General features: G+C 48.8%; 17 protein-coding genes and 1 pseudogene. 13 read left to right on the forward strand and 5 right to left on the reverse strand.

What is annotated here, in order from left to right; all coding sequences use genetic code 11:
- The 5 genes and pseudogenes from N7387_RS15360 to N7387_RS15380 form a co-directional block, all read left to right on the forward strand.
- Window positions 1-138, forward strand: a pseudogene (locus tag N7387_RS15360) (hypothetical protein); the annotation flags it as partial.
- A 797-nt stretch (window positions 139-935) separates the two neighbouring features.
- The gene (locus N7387_RS15365) at window positions 936-1100 is read left to right on the forward strand and encodes a DUF1240 domain-containing protein (RefSeq protein WP_279800093.1); all 165 of its coding nucleotides are present in this window, start codon (window positions 936-938) and stop codon (window positions 1098-1100) included.
- A 304-nt stretch (window positions 1101-1404) separates the two neighbouring features.
- Entirely contained in the window at window positions 1405-1767 is a 363-nt protein-coding gene (locus N7387_RS15370; RefSeq protein ID WP_025151650.1) for a DUF1622 domain-containing protein, read from the forward strand.
- Between the two features lie 141 nt (window positions 1768-1908).
- Complete coding sequence (locus N7387_RS15375; protein ID WP_262863958.1) at window positions 1909-2607, forward strand: TetR/AcrR family transcriptional regulator; 699 nt, start codon at window positions 1909-1911, stop codon at window positions 2605-2607.
- Between the two features lie 117 nt (window positions 2608-2724).
- Window positions 2725-3708: an oxidoreductase gene (locus N7387_RS15380; protein ID WP_279800097.1), complete on the forward strand. Its 984-nt coding sequence runs from the start codon at window positions 2725-2727 to the stop codon at window positions 3706-3708.
- Window positions 3709-3864: 156 nt separating this feature from the next.
- On the opposite strand, the gene N7387_RS15385 is transcribed toward N7387_RS15380, so the two are convergent.
- From N7387_RS15385 to N7387_RS15405, 5 genes are all read right to left on the reverse strand, one after another.
- Window positions 3865-4614, reverse strand: coding sequence for a molecular chaperone (locus N7387_RS15385; RefSeq protein WP_279800100.1), 750 nt, complete (start codon window positions 4612-4614; stop codon window positions 3865-3867).
- 9 nt (window positions 4615-4623) lie between these two features.
- On the reverse strand, window positions 4624-5958 hold the full coding sequence (locus N7387_RS15390; RefSeq protein WP_279800102.1) for a fimbrial protein: 1335 nt from the start codon (window positions 5956-5958) through the stop codon (window positions 4624-4626).
- A 16-nt stretch (window positions 5959-5974) separates the two neighbouring features.
- Window positions 5975-8503 (reverse strand): fimbrial biogenesis outer membrane usher protein, encoded by a 2529-nt coding sequence (locus tag N7387_RS15395; RefSeq protein WP_279800104.1) that lies wholly within the window; start codon window positions 8501-8503, stop codon window positions 5975-5977.
- Between the two features lie 22 nt (window positions 8504-8525).
- Entirely contained in the window at window positions 8526-9233 is a 708-nt protein-coding gene (locus tag N7387_RS15400) for a molecular chaperone (RefSeq protein ID WP_279800106.1), read from the reverse strand.
- 78 nt (window positions 9234-9311) lie between these two features.
- A complete protein-coding gene (locus tag N7387_RS15405) occupies window positions 9312-9866 on the reverse strand; it encodes a fimbrial protein (RefSeq protein WP_262861677.1) in 555 nt (184 codons plus the stop codon).
- Window positions 9867-10655: 789 nt separating this feature from the next.
- Between N7387_RS15405 and N7387_RS15410 the strand changes: the two genes are divergently transcribed.
- From N7387_RS15410 to N7387_RS15445, 8 genes are all read left to right on the forward strand, one after another.
- The gene (locus N7387_RS15410; protein ID WP_274371631.1) at window positions 10656-11627 is read left to right on the forward strand and encodes an SPFH domain-containing protein; all 972 of its coding nucleotides are present in this window, start codon (window positions 10656-10658) and stop codon (window positions 11625-11627) included.
- A 284-nt stretch (window positions 11628-11911) separates the two neighbouring features.
- The gene (locus tag N7387_RS15415) at window positions 11912-12187 is read left to right on the forward strand and encodes a hypothetical protein (RefSeq protein ID WP_279800109.1); all 276 of its coding nucleotides are present in this window, start codon (window positions 11912-11914) and stop codon (window positions 12185-12187) included.
- Window positions 12188-12503: 316 nt separating this feature from the next.
- Window positions 12504-13790, forward strand: a complete 1287-nt coding sequence (locus tag N7387_RS15420; protein WP_279800111.1) for an HlyD family secretion protein — start codon at window positions 12504-12506, stop codon at window positions 13788-13790.
- A gap of 34 nt (window positions 13791-13824) precedes the next feature.
- A complete protein-coding gene (locus N7387_RS15425) occupies window positions 13825-15939 on the forward strand; it encodes a peptidase domain-containing ABC transporter (RefSeq protein ID WP_279800112.1) in 2115 nt (704 codons plus the stop codon).
- Window positions 15940-16212: 273 nt separating this feature from the next.
- A complete protein-coding gene (locus tag N7387_RS15430) occupies window positions 16213-16674 on the forward strand; it encodes a hypothetical protein (RefSeq protein ID WP_279800114.1) in 462 nt (153 codons plus the stop codon).
- A gap of 486 nt (window positions 16675-17160) precedes the next feature.
- Window positions 17161-18735, forward strand: coding sequence for a TolC family protein (locus N7387_RS15435; RefSeq protein ID WP_279800115.1), 1575 nt, complete (start codon window positions 17161-17163; stop codon window positions 18733-18735).
- A complete protein-coding gene (locus N7387_RS15440; RefSeq protein ID WP_279800117.1) occupies window positions 18732-20882 on the forward strand; it encodes a type I secretion system permease/ATPase in 2151 nt (716 codons plus the stop codon). The genes N7387_RS15435 and N7387_RS15440 overlap by 4 nt, the downstream gene beginning before the upstream one ends.
- Before the next feature lies 1 nt (window position 20883).
- Window positions 20884-22107, forward strand: coding sequence for an HlyD family type I secretion periplasmic adaptor subunit (locus N7387_RS15445; protein ID WP_262883193.1), 1224 nt, complete (start codon window positions 20884-20886; stop codon window positions 22105-22107).
- Window positions 22108-22234 lie beyond the last annotated feature (127 nt).

Consider the following 22234-nt stretch of genomic DNA (forward strand, 5'->3'; position numbering starts at 1 on the left):
GTGGGTGTGGCGGTGACAGAAATGGACCGGGTGACCCAGCAGAATGCCGCGTTAGTTGAGCAGTCAGCAGCGGCAGCTGCGTCACTGGAAGAGCAGGCTGGCAGACTGACTCAGGCGGTATCTGTTTTTCACATACAGGCAGGAGAAGTGAAGAGTAACGTTAAAAGCAGTACCGTGGTACCGCTACAGCGGCCCGATATAAAAAAACTGAAAAATAATGACGAGGATGATTGGGAAACATTTTAATTAACATGCCGACATAAAAACAGAATTACCGTATCACTACAACGTTGTACCACTTTTATTTGCCCATGTTTCATGGGCTTTTAAAAACAAAGAGTTAGTCGTCCGGGCACTATCAAAAATAAAAGTACGGGTGTTTTAATGGGGGTCTTTATCTTTTTTGTGACTCAGCCCATCTTTAGTACTCAACTTCTGTCCACCCCAAAACAAAAAGGCCACAAACGTACAGTTGAAAAAATACATTTAGTGATGCGATTTGCAAAATAATCAAAAAATAATACTCGTGTTAATTATGTGTTGACATTAAATATCGGAATTAAACAAAATCAAGCAGAATTCAATGATATTAAGGACATTGTGTGCCGTATATGAGAGAGGAATCGAAAAGAACACGAACGCCGCAGGCTGATGTTAATAAAATTCTTCATTCGTTACCGAGGTATTGATTATGCCAGGGTGGGTAAAGGCGATAGTGTCAGGATTGTTTTTTATATTATTTTTAGCTCTTAGCATGCTGATGTATGACTATATGATTTCTTTATTAAAAATGCAAAGTGAAATTATATTTTCCGTGCAAAATTTAATATTAACATTCGGGCTTCCATTTGCGTTATACGTTTTTTTTGGAATGACAGTTGAGCTTTTTTTTGGTGAGGATTCTATATTTTACAAGGCTATTGCAAAATATAATAATGAAGACGACATCTTACTTGTTTTTTATTGGTCTTATTGCAAGCTTCCCTGTTTCTTTTGCTGTAAATATCTATCTTCTCGATAATGGATATGAAACATGCGGGAAGATTTCGTGGATGTCACCCACCACCTATGTAAAAGATTTATCACTTTGTGACAGGTAAAATAACAGGTTTTAATACCCGCTGATAATAAGATCATACCGAAGACGCCTTACATGGGCGTTTTCGGACACTTTAAGAAGCCCGTAAAAGCGGGCTGAATAGTGGCTAATACAAATAGTAAATCTTAAAAAACCGTAACCATTATTGCGTTAAGAAGAAAAATCCCTGTTTAATTAAATAGAGCTTGTGTTTCAGCAGACAGATGAAACACAATAAACGCAGATTCATTCATCGTGCTGCGTTGTTATGGGCTAAATGAATATTTATTATATCAGTGCGTTAAAATGTATTTAAGGGGTACGCAATGTGGGATCTGGTTTTTTTACGTGAGCTGTTAATCTCAGGTGTTAGCTATCTGCAGCTTTTTCTTGAAGCGATATCCGTCATTTGCGTCGCGACAGGGCTTGTTAAAACGTTGTATATTTTAATTACGGTAAAAAATGGCAGAGTTGCTCGTTTTTATTTCGGTAACTGGCTGGCAATGGCCCTGGAATTTCAGCTTGCAGCGGATATTTTGCTTACTACCGTTGACCCTGATTTAGACAGCCTCATTAAGCTGGCAATTATCGCCGTAATCAGGACGTTCTTAAACTACTTTCTTGCCAAAGAGCTGGAGCACAATTCTTCAGGCGAGGAATCAAAGGGTAAGGCAAGTAAGCATCAATAAATAACAACGCTCACGTTTGAGCGTTGTACCGTTGTGGTTATCGCAACAGACGGAAGAGATGACAGATAAGCCAGCCCGGGGCTCAGATCGCGGAACCTCATTACAGAAATAAGTACTGGTCAATCACGGCGTAAAAAAGACATGGCATTTACCAGACAACCGGTCTATATTATTCCGCATGACAGAGGTAAAGACGCAATGACATCAGTAATCACTAAACCGAAACGGGGACGACCGCCGAAAAATCATGATGCGGGTGCGGATGTAAAAAAAATGCTGATCCGCAGCGGCATGGAGATGTTTACCGAAAAAGGGTATATGACCTCGGATATTAACGGGATCTTGAAAAAAGTCGGTGTGCCGAAGGGCTCTTTTTACTATTACTTTGACAGTAAAGAGCAGTTTGGTCTGGAAATCATGCGTAATTATGACGGCTATTTTTCCCGCCTGCTGGATAAATGTTTGTCTGATACCACGCTGCCGCCGCCGGAAAGACTGCGGGCATTTTATCTGACCGCCAAAGCCGGGATGGAAAAATACCACTGGCAGCGCGGCTGTCTGGTGGGGAATCTCGGTCAGGAAGTGGCCAGCCTGCCGGCGGGGTATTGTGAAATACTCGATGAAATTATTACCGGCTGGCAGAAGAAAGTGGAAATCTGCCTTCTGGAGGCACAGAAACAGCAGCTTATTTCCGGTAAAACAGATTGCAGGCAAATGGCGGCTTTTTTCTGGATGGGCTGGGAAGGGGCGGTAATGCGTGCCAAACTGACCCGCAACAGTGAGCCGCTGGATCTGTTTATCACGGTTTTTATGGCACAAATACGGGCGGATAAAGACTGAGATAGTGTTACAGAATAATTTATTAAATATCGCCGTTGTTAACATTCCGGTGTGTATTTAATAAATTTTTTTACAATTAACCAGACAACTGGTCTATATTCATAAAAGGATAACACCATGTTTAACTGCATTCTGATTGAAAATACTGACGGCTATACCGCAAAGCTGGCTCAGCTCGATGAATCACAGCTGCGGGATCACAATGTGACTGTGCAGATTGACTACTCCACGCTGAACTATAAAGATGGCCTGGCAATTACCGGTAAAAGCCCGGTTGTGCGCAGTTTCCCGATGATCCCTGGCATTGATTTTGCCGGTACCGTGACCGAAAGCAGCTCTGAGCATTATAAAGCGGGTGACAAAGTACTGCTCAACGGCTGGAGTGTCGGTGAAAAATACTGGGGCGGACTGTCTCAGGTAGCAAAAGTGAAAGACAGCTGGCTGACGCCGTTACCTGCCGGGATGAGTACAAAGCAGGCGATGATGATCGGTACCGCCGGTTATACGGCAATGCTGGCGGTTCAGGCCCTGCTGAAACAGGGGATCACCAAAGAATCCGGTAAAGTACTGGTGACCGGAGCCAGCGGCGGCGTGGGCAGCTTCGCGGTTTCTCTGCTGTCAAAATTAGGTTTTGAGGTTATCGCTTCCACAGGCCGTACTGCCGATACTGCGTATCTGATTGATACGCTGGGGGCATCTGAAATTATGGATCGCAATGAGTTATCTGTGCCGGGCAAACCGCTGACCAAAGAGCGCTGGGCGGCGGCGATTGACAGTGTGGGCAGCCACACACTGGCCGGTGTCTGTGCCGGTACTCAGTATGGCGGTGTTGTGGCGGCCTGCGGCCTGGCACAGGGTATGGATTTTAACGGGACTGTTGCACCATTTATCCTCAGAGGTGTGAGCCTGATCGGTATTGACAGTGTGATGCGTCCGCAGGCAGATCGTGTGGCGGCATGGAAACAGCTGGCTGAACTGACTGATCCGGCACAGCTGGAAACCATCAGCCGGGTGATCCCGTTAAATGAAGCCATTCCGGCAGCGCACAGTTTGCTGAACGGCGAAATCCGCGGCCGTGTGGTTGTTGATGTGAATAATTAATATTGTGTGACCCGCAATATCCGTAAAAGGACAGACGGCAGAATCCTTCTGCCGTCTGTCCGGCTTACAAAGTCAGCACTATTAAGTGCTCTTACATACTACTCATAATCACTTGTCAGCGAAAGATGTATTATTGCTGCCATTCATACCGCATAGCTATCGTTCACGGGATAGTGTCAGCGATTGTCCGTTATCATCAATAAACACCGCTTCAGTTTTATATGTTCCTGCTGTGATGCCGGAAGCGCCATCGATGAGATAGGTTTTTTCCCCGAACGGGGGAATCATCATGTCCGGCATGGCGGTTGCCTGGTAGCGCCGGTTCCCGTCCGTCAGTGACAGCGAGGATAATGACAGATAATAAGGTGACGGGTTGCGGGCAGTGACCGCGATCCTGCCATCTGCCTCCCGGTAAGAGAAGGTGAGTGTTTCAAGCCGCTTGCGCAGCGGGGCGGTTAATCCGGCGGGACGATAAAAAATCTTCATCTGAGTATTCATTGCCATCAGCACTTTATTTTTATCACTGTCCGCTGTTTTAACAGCCGGATTTTCATATAAATTCAGCCAGAAGACGGATTCACGATCAGACGGCAGCGGCGTGCCGTTATAAATTATTTCAAGATTGCTGCGTGACTGCGGATCAGCGGTAAAAATGGCAGGAAGTGCCACAAACGGGTATTTGTCCTCTCCCGGAACGCCGCTGTTCTCACCGTTATCCACCCAGACCTGAACCAGCACCGGATAATCATTGGTATTGGCGAGCAGCAGGGTTTTCCGCGCCTGGCCTTCCTGAAAAATCACCCGGGTTGATGATGCCAGCATACCGGCGACCGCCGCAGAAGTGGTGAACAGCAGCAGTGCCGCCAGAATCAGGGCACGACAGGGAACAGAAGAGTATCGTTTCATGTTGCTCCGTTACTGAACTTTAATCAGCACATAGGCTTTGGCATCGACATTACCGGGCTGTGCCTGTTGCCCCGGCAGGCGGGTCAGCGTTGCGGTCAGCCGGATCAGATAACTGGTGTAGCCTGTGGCGGATGAACCGGCGGACGACGCGCCGGACAGTACCGGAAACCATCCGGCCTGATTGGCGGTATTCGCCGAACACGGCGTGGAACCGTTGCATCCGTTCCAGCCGACAAACGGCATCTGTTGTCCGGTGACGGCATTACTGAGCCGGATCCCGGTACCGGTTGCCACGGACGGTACTGTACCATAACCATCGGACAGTAAATATTCCACACCACCGGCGCTGTTCACCAGCCCGAGCTGTTGTGCTTTGCTGTAAGCTTCCTGTGATGTCTGTAATCCGACGGATGTCTGGGCTGTACCCACGCCGGACACCACGGCATTATCGCACTCCACGGTGATATCAAAGGCGCTGCTGACGGTCTGCCCGGCATTAAGCTGCCCGGCGGAAATGCGCGGCAGCTGCACCAGCGGCGTAACATTACGGGCGGCACAGGTGGCATTATGGGAATACGAGGAAACCGGTGAGCCGTTCATCCCGATTGACATCCACCAGACATAATTGAATCCCTCATAATGATAGGCGGAATCAGTACCTTCTTTCGGATAGACATAGCCGGTCGGTCCCTCGAAAATCACATAGGCGTTCGGCTGGGTGCAGCGGTAAGTGGAGGTACCGGTTGTTGGTGCCATGCCGCTGCCGCAGAATGCACTGGCCGCGCCGGAGCGGGGCGGAAGCGTGCTGACTTTGATTAAATCCACTTTCAGGGCACTGATATCCCGCACGCGGATCTGAATTTTTCCGTTTGCGGTGGTCGCATAGGTGGTGATCGGGGTTCTCTGCCAGTAGCGGGTAAATACCTGACCGGAATTCATATGGGTAAAACGGATGGCAGTATACGGAAACCAGGTGGCGTAATAGTTTTCATAACCATCGGTTTTGCCGATATCAAAAAATCCGCCGTGACGATCATCACCATTGGTGGCGAATAATTCAAAGATACTGCCTTTATCTGCGGCGTCACACTCGTACAGTACTTCATCCGGATCGGGAAATAACGGGGATTGTGTCCAGCTGGTGACCGAAGAAGCGAGAACCGTTCCGACCGGCTGGAGGTACGCGCTGGTCATATTGATATTACCCAGCCCGGTGCCCAGCCCGGAGACATCCGCGCCGGTCTGTTTTTTAGTGATCCGCACACATCTGGCATCCGCACTGATACTGTAAAATGCCGTTAATGTGATGAAGGAAATAAGTAACGTTTTGATTATTCTGGTCATAAAAGAGTTTCCGCAGTTACTGACACGGCAGTGCCATTGAAACCAGAGGCACCGGTTTATCATCCGGCAGCCGGTAAGTGGTACTGCAGGTATTGCCGGGACCATCACCCCATACAATCCGCAGTTTTCCTTCCGGTTTATCGGCCCGGAAATAGAGCTGATTGGCCTGGCCGGTCATCCCGAGTACCTGATCATTTTCATTCAGTACCTGGCTGCCCATCGGAATGGCTTTTCCGCCGGCATACAGCAGGGTGATTAACACCGGCTGACCGGCATTCGTATCATATTTTATCCGCAGCATCGCACCACTGTAGGGCGCCACTTTCTGTTCCGGACGGCTGATTTCAGCCTGTGTATCAATTCCTTCACTGCTCAGCATCACGGCGTTGTACTGATACGGGATCAGAGACGGCACCAGCGCATAGCCGCTGCTGCTGACGGTTCCGCCACTGACCACTTTCGCCCCCTGAGCGCCTTTTGCCTCGACAATGGCAAAGGTATCACTGAGATAAGGCCCGGCGGTAAGTCCGCCGCGGTGTAAGACCAGCGATCCCTGAGCGCCGGCGGACGCCTGCCGGTAGTCCGGCGCTTTGGCGGCACTGACGCGCAGATTGGTCACCGGCAGTTGAGTCTGCAGAGAGCCGGAGATTGTTCCCTGACTCAGCCGGTCATCTGAAATATAGCTCAGTCCGTAACTGATCGGCTGAGATTCTGTTCCGGTCAGGCCGGAAAGGTTAGTCTGATAATCATTCCGTCCCTGAGTGTGATTAGCCGAGAATGAAATATTCGGCGAATAGCGCTGCTCCCCCAGCGGCATACTGATCCCGAGGGAGACGAAATTCTGACTTTTCCCGCTGCGCACACTGCTGTCCGGCTGCAAACCGTCAGCCGCTGAGGCGTTGGTCATCCTGGCAACGGAAAGATTGACCGCCACCCGGTTATCAAAAATTTTGCTCCAGGAGAGTTGCAGCTGGTCATTTTTTTCGCCGGAATTATGGTAATTTTCCCGTGATGCGGACAATCCCAGATTTCCGTATTGGTTAAGATTCTGGCTCAGGGTGATATCAAAACGGGAACGCTGGCGCAGAATACGGAAGTCTGTCTCTGATGCCGTGTCCCCGGCGAAATAATCCGCGCTCAGTTTGTCATTCAGAGTCCGGAAACCATTGGTGGAATAATGATAGCTGGACAGGGTGACCGAGGTATCTGTCGGCTGAAATGTCTTGCTGTAGGAAGCATGAAAACGCCAGCCGGTTTCGGTGGTGCCGGGTAATTTTGCATTGGACAGTGTGGCGTTAATGCTGAACGCCCCGAAACGGTTGGTATGCACGCCGCCCAGCAGCATGGCCTGATAACCTTTCGCGACCTGACCGGCGGCATTCAGGGTGATCTGGTTTGTCAGGCCGTGCTGAATCACTACTTCGCTGAAATTGTCATTACTGCCGGTAAACCGGGTTTTCCCCGCTGTCACCGAGTATTTTGTGCTGCCGGGCCGGACGGACTCCGGTACTGCGGAAAAGGGCACAATAAAGCTGTTTACACTGCCGTCCGCCTCTGTCACTTCCACCCGCAGGTCACCGGCGTAGTTTGTGGAATACAGATCGTTTATTTCAAACGGGCCGGGAGCAACGGTGACAGAATAAATCTGCTGATTTCCCTGCCAGACAGTGACTTTGGCGTTACTGTTGGCGATCCCCTGAATACGGGGGGCATATCCGCGTTCATTATTCGGCAGCATCCGCTCATCGGTACTCAGACTGACACCTTTAAATCCCATACCGGATAAAAAATTACCGGAGGTGAAGCCTTCGCCGATTAATAATTTACTGCCGATCTCATAAAGCGCGCGCTGGATATAACGGCGGCTGGTGTTCCATTTTCCGCCGGTGCTGTCAGACCAGTTATACTGACTTTCCTGACGGAAACTCCATAATCCCAGATTAAATCCGCCATTCAGGCTCAGGTAGGTGGAATTCATGTCACGGGTGCGGCTGTCGGTATAACTGACGTGATACTGGTTGGCGTTATAGTTGGCGAATAACATGGTTTCGCCGCTGTCCAGACTTTCCTGCGGGATCCGTTTCTGCCGGTTACCGGAAAGCATGGCCTGCGGGATTGTCAGGTTCAGTTTCAGTTCTGCATTATTAAAGCGGCTGGTGATATTTTTCCCGATCGCTGCCGGGAAATAACATTCGGTATCCCCGGAAAGTGCGGGTTCCTCTTTCAGTCCGGTTAAACGGATTTGTTCCGGTGTCAGACAAGCCGAGATTTTCCCGTCCTGATCGTCTTTAAATGTGACGGGTATCTGTGCAATAAACTGGTCATTGATCAGAAGATCAACTTTATACACACCGGGCGGAACGGCATTACGGGTATTAAATGTCTGCAGGGCACTGTTGGTCAGGGTGTTCCCGCGTATCAGTGACGGGTCAAAATAATAATCGTCATTATCTTCTGCCCGCGCGGTACTTATACCACTGAGGCAACAGCTCAGAAGTATCAGCGTTATTCTGTTACGGGCAAAAAAGGGGATAATGTTTTTCATATTATTATCGTGCCTGTCGTTATCAGTTCAGGGTAACTGAGCGCGTTTTTTCGGCACCATAGTCATTAATAACACCCAGGGTCAGGGTGACGTTCCCGATCTGATAACCGGCAGGTAAGGCCCATTGCGCTGAGGAAAAGGGGGCTATCATTGAGGTATTATCAATCTGCCCTTGTTTATTTCCGGCAGATAATGCGGCAGAGGAAACGCTGGCATAAAAAGGTGTCGGGTTGCGGACATCAAGCGTGCTGCCCTGGCGGCGGAATTCAAGTTTGTTGATCACGTCACCGGCGTCATTCCCGATTTTTGCCGGACGGTAAAATAATTTCATACGGTTAGTAACGACGATCATCAATTTATTTTTTTCGGCATCTTCTTTTTTGACGGAAGGAATACTCAGATAATTAAAGTAAAATACACTCTCACGATCATCAGGCAATTTACCGCCGGTATAGGTCAGTTTGACATTTTGCTTACTGCTGTCAGCAATATTAAAAATAGCCGGTACGGCGACAAACGGGCCATCGGCATTATCCGGTGATGATTTTGGATTATTAATATCTGTCCAGATCTGAACCAATGACGGTGTATCATTGTCATTTGAAAATACCAGCGTTTTATCCCGGCTGTTTTCATTGTAAATAATCCGGTTTCCCAGCATCGTGACACTGGCAGTAGCATGAAAAGCAGTGAGAAGGCTTAATATAATAAATAATGAATATTTTTTCATTGTATAACCTTATAGCGGCACGTATCTGACGGCGGATAACGTGCCGTTTATTATTTTATTTATACCGGCAGGAATTTATTATTTATAGGTAATGGCGTATTGTGCGCTGGCGATAACGCTGCCTGCGGTTACTGCGCTTTTTTCAGCATAGTAACGGGCAACAAAATTAACAGGCGCAACAGAACCATCAGAAGCAATATTAATTTTTTGTGATGACTTAATTAAGTCACCCGGCGTGAATTCAAGATTCACAGCGTTATTGTCCACTAACTGAATGGAAACACCATCAGCATCACCGGTATTACCCAGGTTTTTGGCGGTGGTTACGGAGTTACCGACAAATGCGATACTCAGTGTTTTTTCCATATTCTGTTCAGTGGTTGCAGTACATCCGCTGATATTGATCGTAAATTCAGTGTCGCCGGTAGTCGTACCGACGGTATTTTTAAAATCTTTTACAGGGACTGTCGGTAATAATACAACCGGACTTTTATCTGTACCGTTAATATCGAGTGAGCATGTCTGATTCGCGACTTCGCCGATAAAACGAACGGTATTATTTGCCTCACTGTGTGCTGTAAACGCAGTAACAGCACATGAGGCAGCAATAAATGCAGCAAGTGTTTTTTTCATGATTAATTCCTGTTTATTTATCTGGTCGTTTTCATAAAAACAGAGATCTTATTTTAAGATAATAAAATATCCGCCCGGGAAAGTGGCATGTATTTATTATTAAATAAAATAATGGTCAGATGAAAGCGGATATAAAAGCAATAAGTTTTACCGGAATATTATTTATAAATAATTCCGCTTTTATAATCAGAAATGGCATCATTTCTGACGTGTTATTACCTGTTGAAAATACCGCTGTAGTATAGTAAGTAATTGTACAACTAACAAGAGTATAAAATCCGAGTCGTTGGTGGGCTTCAGGAATGTGTCCTTTTTTTATTTTTTGTGAAAATGATAAAAATCAACAGGTTGATTTAAAATTATAGAAGTGTAAAAATTTGATCTGCAGATGGTAGCGATATTTTATGCTGCAATCTTGCTTGTTATTTTCATTATACGGTATTATATAATAAATAATAATCATATTCATATTTGAAAATAAAATGACATTAAATCGGTGTATTTATTACAGGGTTGTACAAAATTATGTTACAAGTCATGATTGTTGTGTTGGTTTCTGTTTATTATATTTTCATATATTTCAATTGGTTGTGTTTTTTCTTCAAAGATGGAATTTACAGTTATCTGATCGTACCGGCTATTTTGTACAGACGGTGTTTTTCCGGCCGGAGCTGCATTTGCTCATTTCTGTATTTTATGAATAATAGCGGGGCAAAAAAGTATGACTGATACACAAAATAGTATTTATAAAAATGACATTAACTAAGAATTATCTTATAGGGAAGAGATATGCAAATGATGAAGGCCGCAAATCCGGTCAAACTGAAGTCAGTGATCAAATTGATGATCGCTGCCGTTATTCTTCTGGTTGCAGGGGTGGCTACCTTTAATTCATATACCATTGTTCAGGATGGTTCGGTAAAGGTCGGGACCTTTTTAGGTAAGGTTAACCCGGTCGCCTATGATGCCGGACTGCATTTCCCGATTAATCCGTTTATGACATTTGATACCTATTCAACAAAAGATATCCGGGTGTCACTGAAAGAGTTACGTGTACCGTCACAGGATAAACTGAAATCCATCGTGGATATTACCGTGATGCTCCAGTTTGATGGTGCTAAAGCCCCGATCCTCCGTATTAACGGTGGTACAGAAAGTGAAGCACTGGATAAATATGTCCGCCAGAAACTGATTTCCACGATTCTGGAGTTCGGGAAAGATGTTGCCAACGCCCAAGATCTGTATACCGCTGACACTCAGCGGAAATTACAGGACTCTATCCGTGATGCTATTCAGGGCTACGCCTCACCTTACGGTTATACGATCAAAGAGATTATGATCCAGGATATTACGCTGCCGGAAGTGGTCCAGGAGCAGGTGGTGAATACCAAGATGCGCCAGGAGCAGATAAACCAGGCAAAAGCGGAAGCTGAGAAAGAGCGTGAGCTGGCACAGAAAAAAGTGGTTATCGCACAGGCCGAACGTGAATCAGCAGAACAGCAGGCGCTTGCCCGTGAACGTAATGCTCAGGCCAGCTCTTATGCCATGCGTCAGGAAGCCGATGCCCGTTTATATGCGGCTCAGAAAGAATCTGAAGCTAATGCCGCATTACAGAAGACAATCACCCGTGAGATGATTAACTGGAAACAGCTTGAAATAGAACAAATCAAAGCAGGAAAATACAAAGGTGAAGTACCTAACATTGTTGTTGGTGCTGATTATGACGGAAAAATGATCATGGATATGCGCTCTCAGCAGTAAAAAGGTAAGGAAAGTTAAATCTGTTCGTTATGACAGCATGCTGCACTCTTATGCATGACAGGCGGACAATCAGCAGGGCGATATTATTTATAATATTGCCCTGCTTTTTTTATAACATCTTATTTCAAATACCTGAGTGTTAAATATTGATTTATCTTATCATTAGAATAATCAGTAGGATCTCGGATGAATAATAGATAATATTTAAAATAATCACTTTATTTGTTATTTTTAAATTCATTTTATTATTCAGATAAAATAACTGATTATTAAAAGGACGGGTAATGAAAGAATTAAATTTTGCTGAAATGGAACAGGTTTCCGGTGCCGGATGTGTTCAGGACACTATCACCGATCTCGGAAAAAAACTCGGCGATTGGGGTTTTGAGCTGCTCGGCCCATATCTGACGGTGGATTTACCCGTGATCGGTAAAGTCAGCCTCAAAGATGCATACCCGAGGCTGGGCAGGGATATTGGCGGGAAAGTGGGGTCAGTTGTCGGCAGTTTTATCGAAGATAAATTAGGCGGTATTGTAGATCTCGGCGGTATTTGTAAATAATTATCACAGGGGCGTCTGTATTTTACTCTGCTGATCTCAGAGCGGGACTGTCAATTTAATATCAGATAACTTAAATCTGTTATTATTTATGGTCGTTCACTTATCTGCCGGTTATCCGGGTAATGCCACAGATTCCGGTATTCTTCCCGGTAAAAATGCAGAATTATTAAAAAAACTACCGGGTTAATGAATACGGTAACCTGCAGTCAATATCATATTTTGAGGGAATTCATTATTTTATGAATTCCCGTTTTTTTATCTTTTCCCTGATACTGACGGCCTTTTATTCACCGGATAACCGCAGGCAGGGTCTATTGTGTTCCGCAAAGCCGCACTCGATAACCGAAAAATGAAGTGGCGGGGTAAGGCTTTATTATTACCCGGTATCCCGCTGTGGCTGATAGTAATATGCAGTTTTCTGTTTTTAGTGGTTTTTCTGACCTTTATTTTATACGGCAGTTATACGCGGCGGGTCAGTGTGACCGGGGAAATTACCACCAATCCCCGGGCTGTCACTGTATCCGCCGGGGTACAGGGATTTATTATCCGGCAATATGTGAATGAGGGGCAGATTATCCGCAAAGGAGACCCGGTTTACCGCATTGATACCAGCAGGGCCACAGCCAGTGGTGTGGTCAGTGAAAATCAGCACCGTGAAATTGAAAATCAGTTACAGCATATCCGAGATATGGCTGCCCGCCTCAGAGAGAACAAATATACGACACTGGCTTCGCTCGAAAAACAAAAAGCTCTTTATGCACAGGCGCAGTTACGGTCTGCCGGGATTATTGAACGGGCGCAGGAAGGGGTCCGCATAATGAAACGGAATATGGATAATTATCATCACTACCGGGAAAGAGGGCTGATAAATAAAGATCAGTGGCTGAATCAGGCTGCGCTTTATTATTCCCAGCAAAGCAGCCTGCTGGGTTTAAGCGGGCAGAATGAACAGAATATTCTGCAGGTTACGTCTCTGGAAAGTCAGATTCTGACCCAGGCCGCTGAGTTTGATAACCGGATTTATCAGCTGGAATTACAGCAGTCCGAATTGATGAAAGAGCAGGTAAATAACGATGCGGGCGGAGAGATTATTGTCCGCGCCCTGACAGACGGCCGGGTGGATTCCCTCGGCGTGACCGTCGGTCAGATGGTCAACCCCGGCGATACCCTGCTGCAGATCCTGCCGGAAAATGTCAGCCAGTACTGGCTGGTGCTCTGGGTGCCCAATGATGCGCTGCCTTATCTGAATGCCGGGGATGCGGTAAATATCCGTTATGAGGCCTTCCCGGCTGAAAAATTCGGCCAGTTTGCCGCCACCATTCAGGTGATTTCCAAAACCCCCGCCTCGGCACAGGAAATGATGACCTATGCCGGCGCGCCGAAAGTCAGTCAGATGCCGCAATCCATCCCCTATTACAAAGTCATTGTACGCCCGGAAAAACAGATGATCGCCTATGACGGCCGCGAGCTCAGTCTGCAAAACGGCATGAAAGCGAATACCATCCTGTTTCTGGAAAAACGCAAAATCTATCAGTGGATGGTATCGCCGTTCTATGACATGAAACAGAGTGCCTCCGGGCCAACAGGAGCAGACACACCATGACAGAACGGACGCTGTTATCTGACCGGGAGGCTGCATGCACCGTTTATCCCTGAAAAACCTGCGGGAAAAACTCGATCTCCGTCTGCGTCAGCGCATTCCGGTGATCCACCAGACCGAGTCCTCTGAGTGCGGCCTCGCCAGTCTGGCCATGATTTCCGCCCATTACGGCAAAAGTATCGATCTGATTTCCCTGCGTCAGACCTTCAATCTCTCGGCGCGGGGTGCGACACTGGCCGGACTGACCGGCATGGCAGCCGAACTGGGGATGACCACCCGCGCTCTGTCACTGGATATGGATGATCTGCCGAATCTGCGCCTGCCGTGTATTTTGCACTGGGATTTCAATCACTTTCTGGTGCTGGTGAAAATCAGCGGCAACAAATTTATCCTGCACGACCCGGCGTATGGTCGCCGGGTGGTCGGTATTGAGGAGATGTCGCGCAATTTTACCGGTGTGGCGCTGGAAGCCTGGCCGGGCAGCACGTTCACAAAGCAGGAGGTGGTGAAAAAACTCAGTCTGCGTAAGCTGATCGGCAATATTCACGGGCTGAAAAAAGCGCTGCTGAAAATCTTCGCCTTCTCCGTGGTGATTGAGGCCATCGGCCTGATTATGCCGGTCGGCACACAACTGGTGATGGATCACGCCATTCCTGCCGGGGATCAGGGGCTGTTGTCCCTGATTTGTGTCGGGTTACTGTTCTTTATCCTGCTGAAAGCGGCGGTCAGTATGTGCCGCGCCTGGGCCAGTGTGATTATGGAAACGCTGATCAACGTCCAGTGGCAGTCCGGGCTGTTTACCCACCTGCTGCGGCTGCCGCTCAGCTATTTTGAGCGGCGCAAACTCGGGGATATTCAGTCCCGTTTCAGCTCGCTGGATATCCTGCGCACCACCTTTACCACCAGCGTGGTCGGGGCGATCATGGACGGTATCATGCTGATTGGCGTGTTTATCATGATGATCCTCTACGGCGGCCATCTCACCTGGATTGTGCTCGGGTTTACCGCGGTATATATCGGGCTGCGGCTGGCAACCTACCGTTATTACCGTCAGCTGTCGGAAGAATCGCTGATCAAAGAGGCGCGCGCCGGGTCGTACTTTATGGAATCCCTCTACGGCATCACCACGGTGAAAACCCAGGGCATGAGCGAGCGCCGGGGGAATCACTGGCTGAATCTGAAAGTCGATTCTATCAACACCGGTATCCGCCTGACCAAAATGAATCTGATGTTCGGCGGGGTGAATACCTTTATCATGGCCTGTGATCAGATAGCGATTCTGTGGATCGGCGCGGGTCTGGTGATCGACAATGCCATGACCCTCGGGATGTTTGTCGCGTTCAGCGCCTACCGCGAGCAGTTTTCTGACCGCGCGGCGTCCATCATTGAATTCCTGCTGCAACTGCGCATCATGAGCCTGCACAACGAGCGTATTTCCGATATCGCCCTCAACGAGCAGGAAAATAAAAAGCCGGATGTGCCGTACGAGCCGCAGATGCAGGCCGCCGGGCTGGAAACCCGCAACCTGGCGTACAGCTACGACAGCCAGTCCGCACCGATTTTCCGCGATATTACTCTGTTGGTCGCCCCCGGCGAAAGCGTGGCGATCACCGGGCCGTCCGGCTCGGGAAAAACCACGCTGATGAAGGTGCTGTGCGGGCTGTTTGAGCCGTCAGACGGCAAAGTATTTATTGATAACATTGATATCCGCCAGCTTGGCGTGAATAACTACCATAAAATGATCGCCTGCGTGATGCAGGACGACAAACTGTTTTCCGGCTCGATCCGCGAAAATATCTGCGGGTTCACCGAAAATCCCGACGAACAGCTGATGATCGCCTGTGCGCAGGCCAGTTATATTCATGACGTGATTATATCGATGCCGATGGGCTATGAAACACTGATAGGCGAGTTGGGCGAGGGGCTGTCCGGCGGGCAGAAACAGCGGATATTTATCGCCCGCGCGCTGTACCGCAAACCGCGCATCCTGTTTATGGACGAGGCCACCAGCGCGCTGGATAAAGAGAGCGAATCTTACGTCAATCAGGCGATCCGCCAGTTGCCGATCACGCGGATTATTATTGCGCACCGCGAATCGACGATTGAGTCAGCGGACAGAATTATTTTTCTCGGCGGGAAACACAATGAATAAAATCATGTGAATATAACTGAAAATCATTATCTCCGGATATGTATTTTATATTACTGTTAATATTACAACTCTTACGGTATTTTCTGAATTTTAGGCCGATTAGACGAAATCTGTTGTATTTATCCTGTCCGGTTATGGTAAGGATAGGCACCGTTTCACGGAAGAAATAAAACAGGGATGTGAATACTTATGAACAAAACAAACAGCATAATACGGAGCTGTGTGCTTTTATTATCATTGTCAGCCGTCAGCTTTTTTTCATCAGCAGAAAAAATGCTTAAATCCGTACCGAAGCCTGTCAATACGACGGTGTCATCACTGCCTGGTGTAAGCGGTGATATTCTCAGTACAGCAGAGACCGAATGGGTTGATTCCGGTATCCGCGATCGGAAAAATGAATTCAGTCTTTTTTTCACCCGGGAAAATCCGAAAATGGACAGCGCACTGAATATCACCTTTTCATTTATGATTCAGACTACGGGTGATAAGAAAATTGAGATGTTGGATAACGGAAAACCTAACGGTATGTTTTTCAACCGTGTGGTGGATACCTGGTCACTCGACTGTCTGAACTTCTCCGGTCACCAGCTTTCCAAAGTCTATCTGATGAATGATCGCATTATATACAGCCGGAAACTGGATACCCGTAATATGAATATCGGTGAGCTTGAAAAGCTGACTGTGTTCCCGAATACAGACGTTTATAACGCTGCAAAACATTACTGCGGGCGGTAATACGTTTATTGTGACATGATGATCCGCTCAGACGGATAATTATATGGTGGATAATAAAATATAAATATTATTCATCGTATAATGATGTTTTCGTTGTGATAATCTGTTTGCATTATTGTTATTTAAAATTATATATTATGATTTTTATTTACGGGCGCTGATGTATTAAAGGTAATAAACTTATTGCCATATATTTTTTTGCCTGCCGATTGTTATTCAGATTATTTGACCTGACGTTAACATTTAATGTTATGACTATCACCGAAAAATCCCTGTAACTTTTTGATAAGCTAGCGCTGTTCAGCAGTTATCCCGGAACAGATTTTTTTTCTCTGCTTATTCCGCTCAATGCCACAGATGCGCTGAGCTTCCGGGCCATTCATCAGTCTGACGGCTGTTTTTATCATGCAGCCCGGATGGTGGTAATTATCATAATTCCGGCCGGAAATACCCTGCACCGGTATCAGTCAGCATAAGGTCTGAGCAGTGAAAGTAAATTGGTTTATACGCAATCTTTCTGTGGCCGCCATCATGACCGGTATTTATATACATCAGGTTCCTGCGGCGGTTTCCCTGGGTGCATTTGGTTATAAAGCGGCAATGGACGCTGAACAGGAACCCGAACTGACCGGGGACAGCGGAGAGGACGTCAGACCGGCGGCCGGAAAAGAGGTCATAACCTCTGCACACGAACCCTCTGTGGCACCGCTGGTGCCGCTGACCGGCGACCCGGTGGCTTCTGAAACAGAAATCATCCGCCAGCGTTCGATTCAGAATAACCTGCCGAAGTCACAACCGGCGGCAACCGGTGCGGTAACAGCGGCGGCAGGGCAAAATAATCCTCCCGGCGGCCTGACATTACAGGATGCGGTGATCAAATCCCTGGACTGGGATGCCGGGCTCTCCGGGCTGGTAAACCAGTACCGCGCTCAGCTGGAAGCCGTGTATCAGAAAGAAACCGAATATTACCCGCAACCGGGACTTGGTGTTTCCCGTACTCTGAATAACAGTGATAAAGGCTATGTCACCACCGCCAGTGTCAGCCAGCTGCTCTATTCATTCGGCCGGGTGTCATCACAGATAGATTCCCTTACGGCCCGCAGTGATCAGTCACTGCTGCGTGTTTTTGTCAATGCCGATGAAGTGGCGGAAAAAACCGCGATGTTGTATCTCGATATCAAACGTTACCAGGACTATATCGTGCTGGCGGAAGAGCAGCTGGTGTCGGTGCAGCATATTACCGATCTGGCCCGTGAGCGGACTGCCGCCGGTGCGGCTTCCCGTGCCGATCTGGTGCAGGCGGAAGCCCGCCTTGATACTGCGCGGCTGCAACTCAATACCCTGAAGCTCGAGCATGAAAACCAGATCCTGAATCTGAACCGGATGACCGGGATCTCTGTCGGTCAGCTCTCCCCGCAGCCGATAGATGCTGCACTGTACAGCCGGCAGTGCTATTCACAGGATATTGATTTTAATACTGTTCCGGTTGTGCTGGTGGCAAGGGCCGGTTTAACGATAGCGCAAAGTGACCGCGAGGTAGCCAAACGTGAGTCGATGCCGAGTATTGCATTACAGGGATCTTATCAGCAGCGGTTTGATGCAAAAGATACCGACCGTTACGGCCGGGAAGATCACAGCGTTGAACTGACGGTGAATGTGCCGCTGTCGAATTTTTACACCAGCGGATCCAAACAACGTATGGCCGGTTATCAGGAAAATGCGGCCAATGCGGACATTCAGCACACGCAGAACGTGGTTGAGAATAACCGGCGTAATCAGCAAATCCGCCTGAATGAACTGGAACAGCGCATGAAGCTGCTCGATTCCCGTAACCTCTCCCTGAAAGACGTGACCCGTCTTTATCAGGAGCAGTATGTGGCACTCGGTCAGCGCAGCATTATTGATCTGCTGAATGCGGATCAGGAATGGCATCAGTCCCGGCGTGATTATGCGGCGGCAAAATATGACTATCTGGCAACCAGTATCAGTTGCGCTTCTCAGTTAGGCCGTTTCCGCGAAAGTTTACAGTTATCCAATGAATCTCTTCGGAGTCTCCGGTGATCTCAGAACAAAAAAACGAACACAGTGAAAGCTGGCTGCAGGCGTTACTGCTTGCTGCCCGCCATTATCGTCTGCCGGTCTCGGAAGAGAATGTCAGAGTTAATTTTACCTACAGCAGCGGAACAGAACACCGGACTGAACTTCAGCGCCTGGCCCGCAATACCGGACTGACCCTGACGTGGGTGCCGCTGACGCGGGAGATGCTGAATCCCTGGTATTTGCCGTTTATTGTGGCTCTCCCTGACGGAAAAGCCATGTATGCGGAAAGCATCTCTGCGGACGGCCGTGTGCAGGTGATCCTGCCGGGGGACGGGCAGCATAAAAACCACGTGACGATGGATGACCTGCTGACGCTGACTCAGGGCGGTGACGTTATCCTGACGCGACCGGAACGCAACGTGCCGGATGCACGGGTGGATGACTACATCAAACCGTTTAAAAAGCGCTGGTTTTGGGACATCGTTCTGCGCGATCGCAAATATTTCACTTCGGTGCTGATCGCGGCACTGCTGGCTAACGTGCTGGCACTGAGTTCGATTCTGTTTTCAATGCAGGTTTATGACCGCGTTATTCCGGGAAAATCCATTCCGACCCTGCTGGTGCTGTTTATTGGTGTACTGATCGCGATGGGATTTGAGTTCACCATGCGGATTATGCGGGTACGGCTGATCGACCTTATCGGTAAGCGGGCGGATCTGAAAATCACCGATACCGTTTTCGGCCACGCGCTGCGTATCCGGATGAAAGAACGGATGCGCTCAACTGGTACCTTTGTGTCTCAGTTACGTGAGCTGGAAAACGTCCGGGAAACCATCACATCAACCACGGTCACTGCCGCATCTGATCTGCCGTTCTTTTTTCTGTTCCTTGTGATCTTATGGCTGATTGCCGGGCCGCTGGCACTGGTGCCGCTGGTGGCGCTGTTTGTCATGATCCTGCCGGGCCTGCTGTTACAACCGAAACTGGGCATTCTTGCCAATGAAGCAATGCGTGAAAGCACACTGCGTAATGCCTCATTAATTGAGGCCGTTCAGTGTGCGGAAGATATTAAATTCCACCGCGCAGAGCCGCGTTTTCAGCAGGAATGGAACTATCTGAACGAGAAAGTGGGAGATACCAACCTCAAAGTAAAATTTATCACGCAGGGACTGATGACCTGGAGCCAGACTATCCAGACCCTGGTGTTTGCGGTCACCGTACTGTGCGGGGCTTTTCTGGTGATGGACGGGGCGATTACTACCGGTGCCCTGCTGGGGGCATCGATTCTGAGTTCGCGGATGATGGCACCGATGGCGCAGATCTCCGGTCTTCTGGCGCGCTGGCAGTCCACGAAAGTCTCACTGAAAAGCCTTAATGAACTGATGGAAAAACCGGTGGATGCGCAGTACGGCACCCGGCTCGTTCATAAGCCGTCACTGACCGGCCATTACGAATTTGAAAACGTGGCGATCACCTATGATTCACAAGCCAGCCCGGTACTGACTATCGGCTCGCTGACTATCCGTCCCGGCGAAAAAATCGCGATTCTCGGCCGTAACGGCTCCGGGAAATCCACGCTGCTTTATGCGCTGAGCGGCTTACTGGATCCGGTAGCCGGACAGATACGGCTGGACGGCATCAATCTGGCAGCGCTGGATCCTTATGATGTCCGCCGGGATATCGGCTATCTCGGGGCAAACTCCCGCCTGCTGCACGGCACACTGCGCGATAACATGACACTGGGGGCACCGAAAGCGGACGATGCGCAGATTATCCGGGCATTGCAGATAGCCGGGGTGGCGGATCTGGTCAGCAGCAGCCCGCAGGGGCTGAGCCGGGTGCTGTGGGAAGGCGGGATCGGGTTATCCGGCGGCCAGCGCCAGGCGGTATTGCTGGCCCGGACTATCCTGACCAATCCGAATATCGTGCTGCTGGATGAACCGACATCCGCACTGGATGAAATCGCAGAGCAGAAACTGATCGCCGGGCTGAAAACCTGGTCTCAGGATAAGACCCTGATTGTCACCACGCACCGCACCAGTGTTCTGCAGCTGGCTGACCGGATTATTGTGATGAACAACGGACGGATCGCGCTGGATGGTGCCCGTGATGAGGTGCTTAAAAATCTGATGTCCGGCTCAGATTTACCGGCGAAGGCGGAGAACTGAGATGAAAAAAGTAAATCCTCAGGCCATAAAGCAGGAGCCGGAAACCAATCTGCGGGGCGTGCCGTTTTTCTACGGCGGCCGGCACGAACCAAGCCTGCCGCGTCTGGCACGGCTGACTGCGGTGATCCTCGGTTTCTTTATCATTCTGCTTATCTGGGCGGCACTGTCTGATGTCGATGAAATCACCAAAGGGCAGGGCAACATTATTCCGTCATCCCGTGAACAGGTGGTCCAGTCACTTGAGGGCGGGATCCTCGCCTCACTGGAAGTGCGTGAAGGGGCCATTGTTGAGAAAGGCCAGGCAATAGCGTATCTGGATGAAACCCGGTTCGAATCCTCACTGGATGAAAGCCGCAGCCGCTATAAGGCAAACCTTATCAAAGCAGCACGTCTGAAGGCGGAAGTATCTTCCGGGGCGTTTGTCATTCCGGATGATGTGAAGCAGGATACCGAACTGGTGAATGCCGAACAGCGTCTGTACAAATCCCGCAAAGAACGCCTGGAGCAGTCTGTCAAAGGGGTTACGGATTCCCTCGGGCTTTACCGCCGTGAAGAAATGATATTGCAGCGCCTTGTAAAATCCGGTGCATCAAGTGAGGTGGAATTAATCCGCCTGAAACGGACGATTTCCGAACTGGAAAGTAAAAAGCAGGAACTGCGTAATGAATATGTGGTGAATGCCCGTGAACAACTGGCGGAAGTCAATAAAGAGCTGGAAGAGCTGGAATCTGTTATACGGGCACGGGATGATGCTTTGCAGCGCGCCAAAGTTGTGTCACCGGTTCGCGGAATTGTGAAAAATATCGAAGTGAATACCATCGGCGGGGTTATCGCGCCGGGCGGGAAAATCATGGATATTATTCCGCTGGATGATCAGCTGATTGTCGAGGCAAAAATATCCCCGCAGGATATTGCGCATATCCGCCTGAATGATCCGGCGCTGGTCAAAATCACGGCCTATGATTATGCGATTTACGGCGGGCTGGACGGGGAAGTTATCCTGATTTCTCCGGATACGCTGCAGGATGAAATTCAGCGTGACCATGTCTATTACCGCGTGCTGATCCGTACCCGTCGTGATGTGCTGATGAATAAAGCCGGTAAAGAGTTTCAGATCTTCCCGGGGATGGTTGCGGAAGTGGATATTAAAACCGGCAGCAAATCGATTCTCCGTTATCTGGTCAAACCGCTGAACCGGGCCGGCGAAGCCCTGCGTGAGCGCTGATCCTGTCAGTCAGCCCCGTATATTCACACGGAGATATGCGGGGCCTTCTCTTTATTTGTCATGTGGATACTTAACAGTATACTGATACCTTAAGGCCGCCGTCCGCGGTGCTGACGGCACGCTCTCA

Origin of the sequence: Morganella sp. GD04133, from assembly GCF_029835375.1 — a bacterium.
Lineage (GTDB): Bacteria > Pseudomonadota > Gammaproteobacteria > Enterobacterales > Enterobacteriaceae > Morganella > Morganella morganii_B.

Coding starts and splice junctions, on each gene's coding strand:
- N7387_RS15390 (WP_279800102.1), bottom strand. CDS start 5,958: ATGACCAGAATAATCAAAACGTTACTTATTTCCTTCATCACATTAACG.
- N7387_RS15415 (WP_279800109.1), top strand. CDS start 11,912: ATGAAAGAATTAAATTTTGCTGAAATGGAACAGGTTTCCGGTGCCGGA.
- N7387_RS15445 (WP_262883193.1), top strand. CDS start 20,884: ATGAAAAAAGTAAATCCTCAGGCCATAAAGCAGGAGCCGGAAACCAAT.
- N7387_RS15405 (WP_262861677.1), bottom strand. CDS start 9,866: ATGAAAAAAACACTTGCTGCATTTATTGCTGCCTCATGTGCTGTTACT.
- N7387_RS15385 (WP_279800100.1), bottom strand. CDS start 4,614: ATGAAACGATACTCTTCTGTTCCCTGTCGTGCCCTGATTCTGGCGGCA.
- N7387_RS15425 (WP_279800112.1), top strand. CDS start 13,825: ATGCACCGTTTATCCCTGAAAAACCTGCGGGAAAAACTCGATCTCCGT.
- N7387_RS15395 (WP_279800104.1), bottom strand. CDS start 8,503: ATGAAAAACATTATCCCCTTTTTTGCCCGTAACAGAATAACGCTGATA.
- N7387_RS15370 (WP_025151650.1), top strand. CDS start 1,405: ATGTGGGATCTGGTTTTTTTACGTGAGCTGTTAATCTCAGGTGTTAGC.
- N7387_RS15380 (WP_279800097.1), top strand. CDS start 2,725: ATGTTTAACTGCATTCTGATTGAAAATACTGACGGCTATACCGCAAAG.
- N7387_RS15430 (WP_279800114.1), top strand. CDS start 16,213: ATGCTTAAATCCGTACCGAAGCCTGTCAATACGACGGTGTCATCACTG.
- N7387_RS15410 (WP_274371631.1), top strand. CDS start 10,656: ATGCAAATGATGAAGGCCGCAAATCCGGTCAAACTGAAGTCAGTGATC.
- N7387_RS15375 (WP_262863958.1), top strand. CDS start 1,909: ATGGCATTTACCAGACAACCGGTCTATATTATTCCGCATGACAGAGGT.
- N7387_RS15365 (WP_279800093.1), top strand. CDS start 936: ATGAAGACGACATCTTACTTGTTTTTTATTGGTCTTATTGCAAGCTTC.
- N7387_RS15400 (WP_279800106.1), bottom strand. CDS start 9,233: ATGAAAAAATATTCATTATTTATTATATTAAGCCTTCTCACTGCTTTT.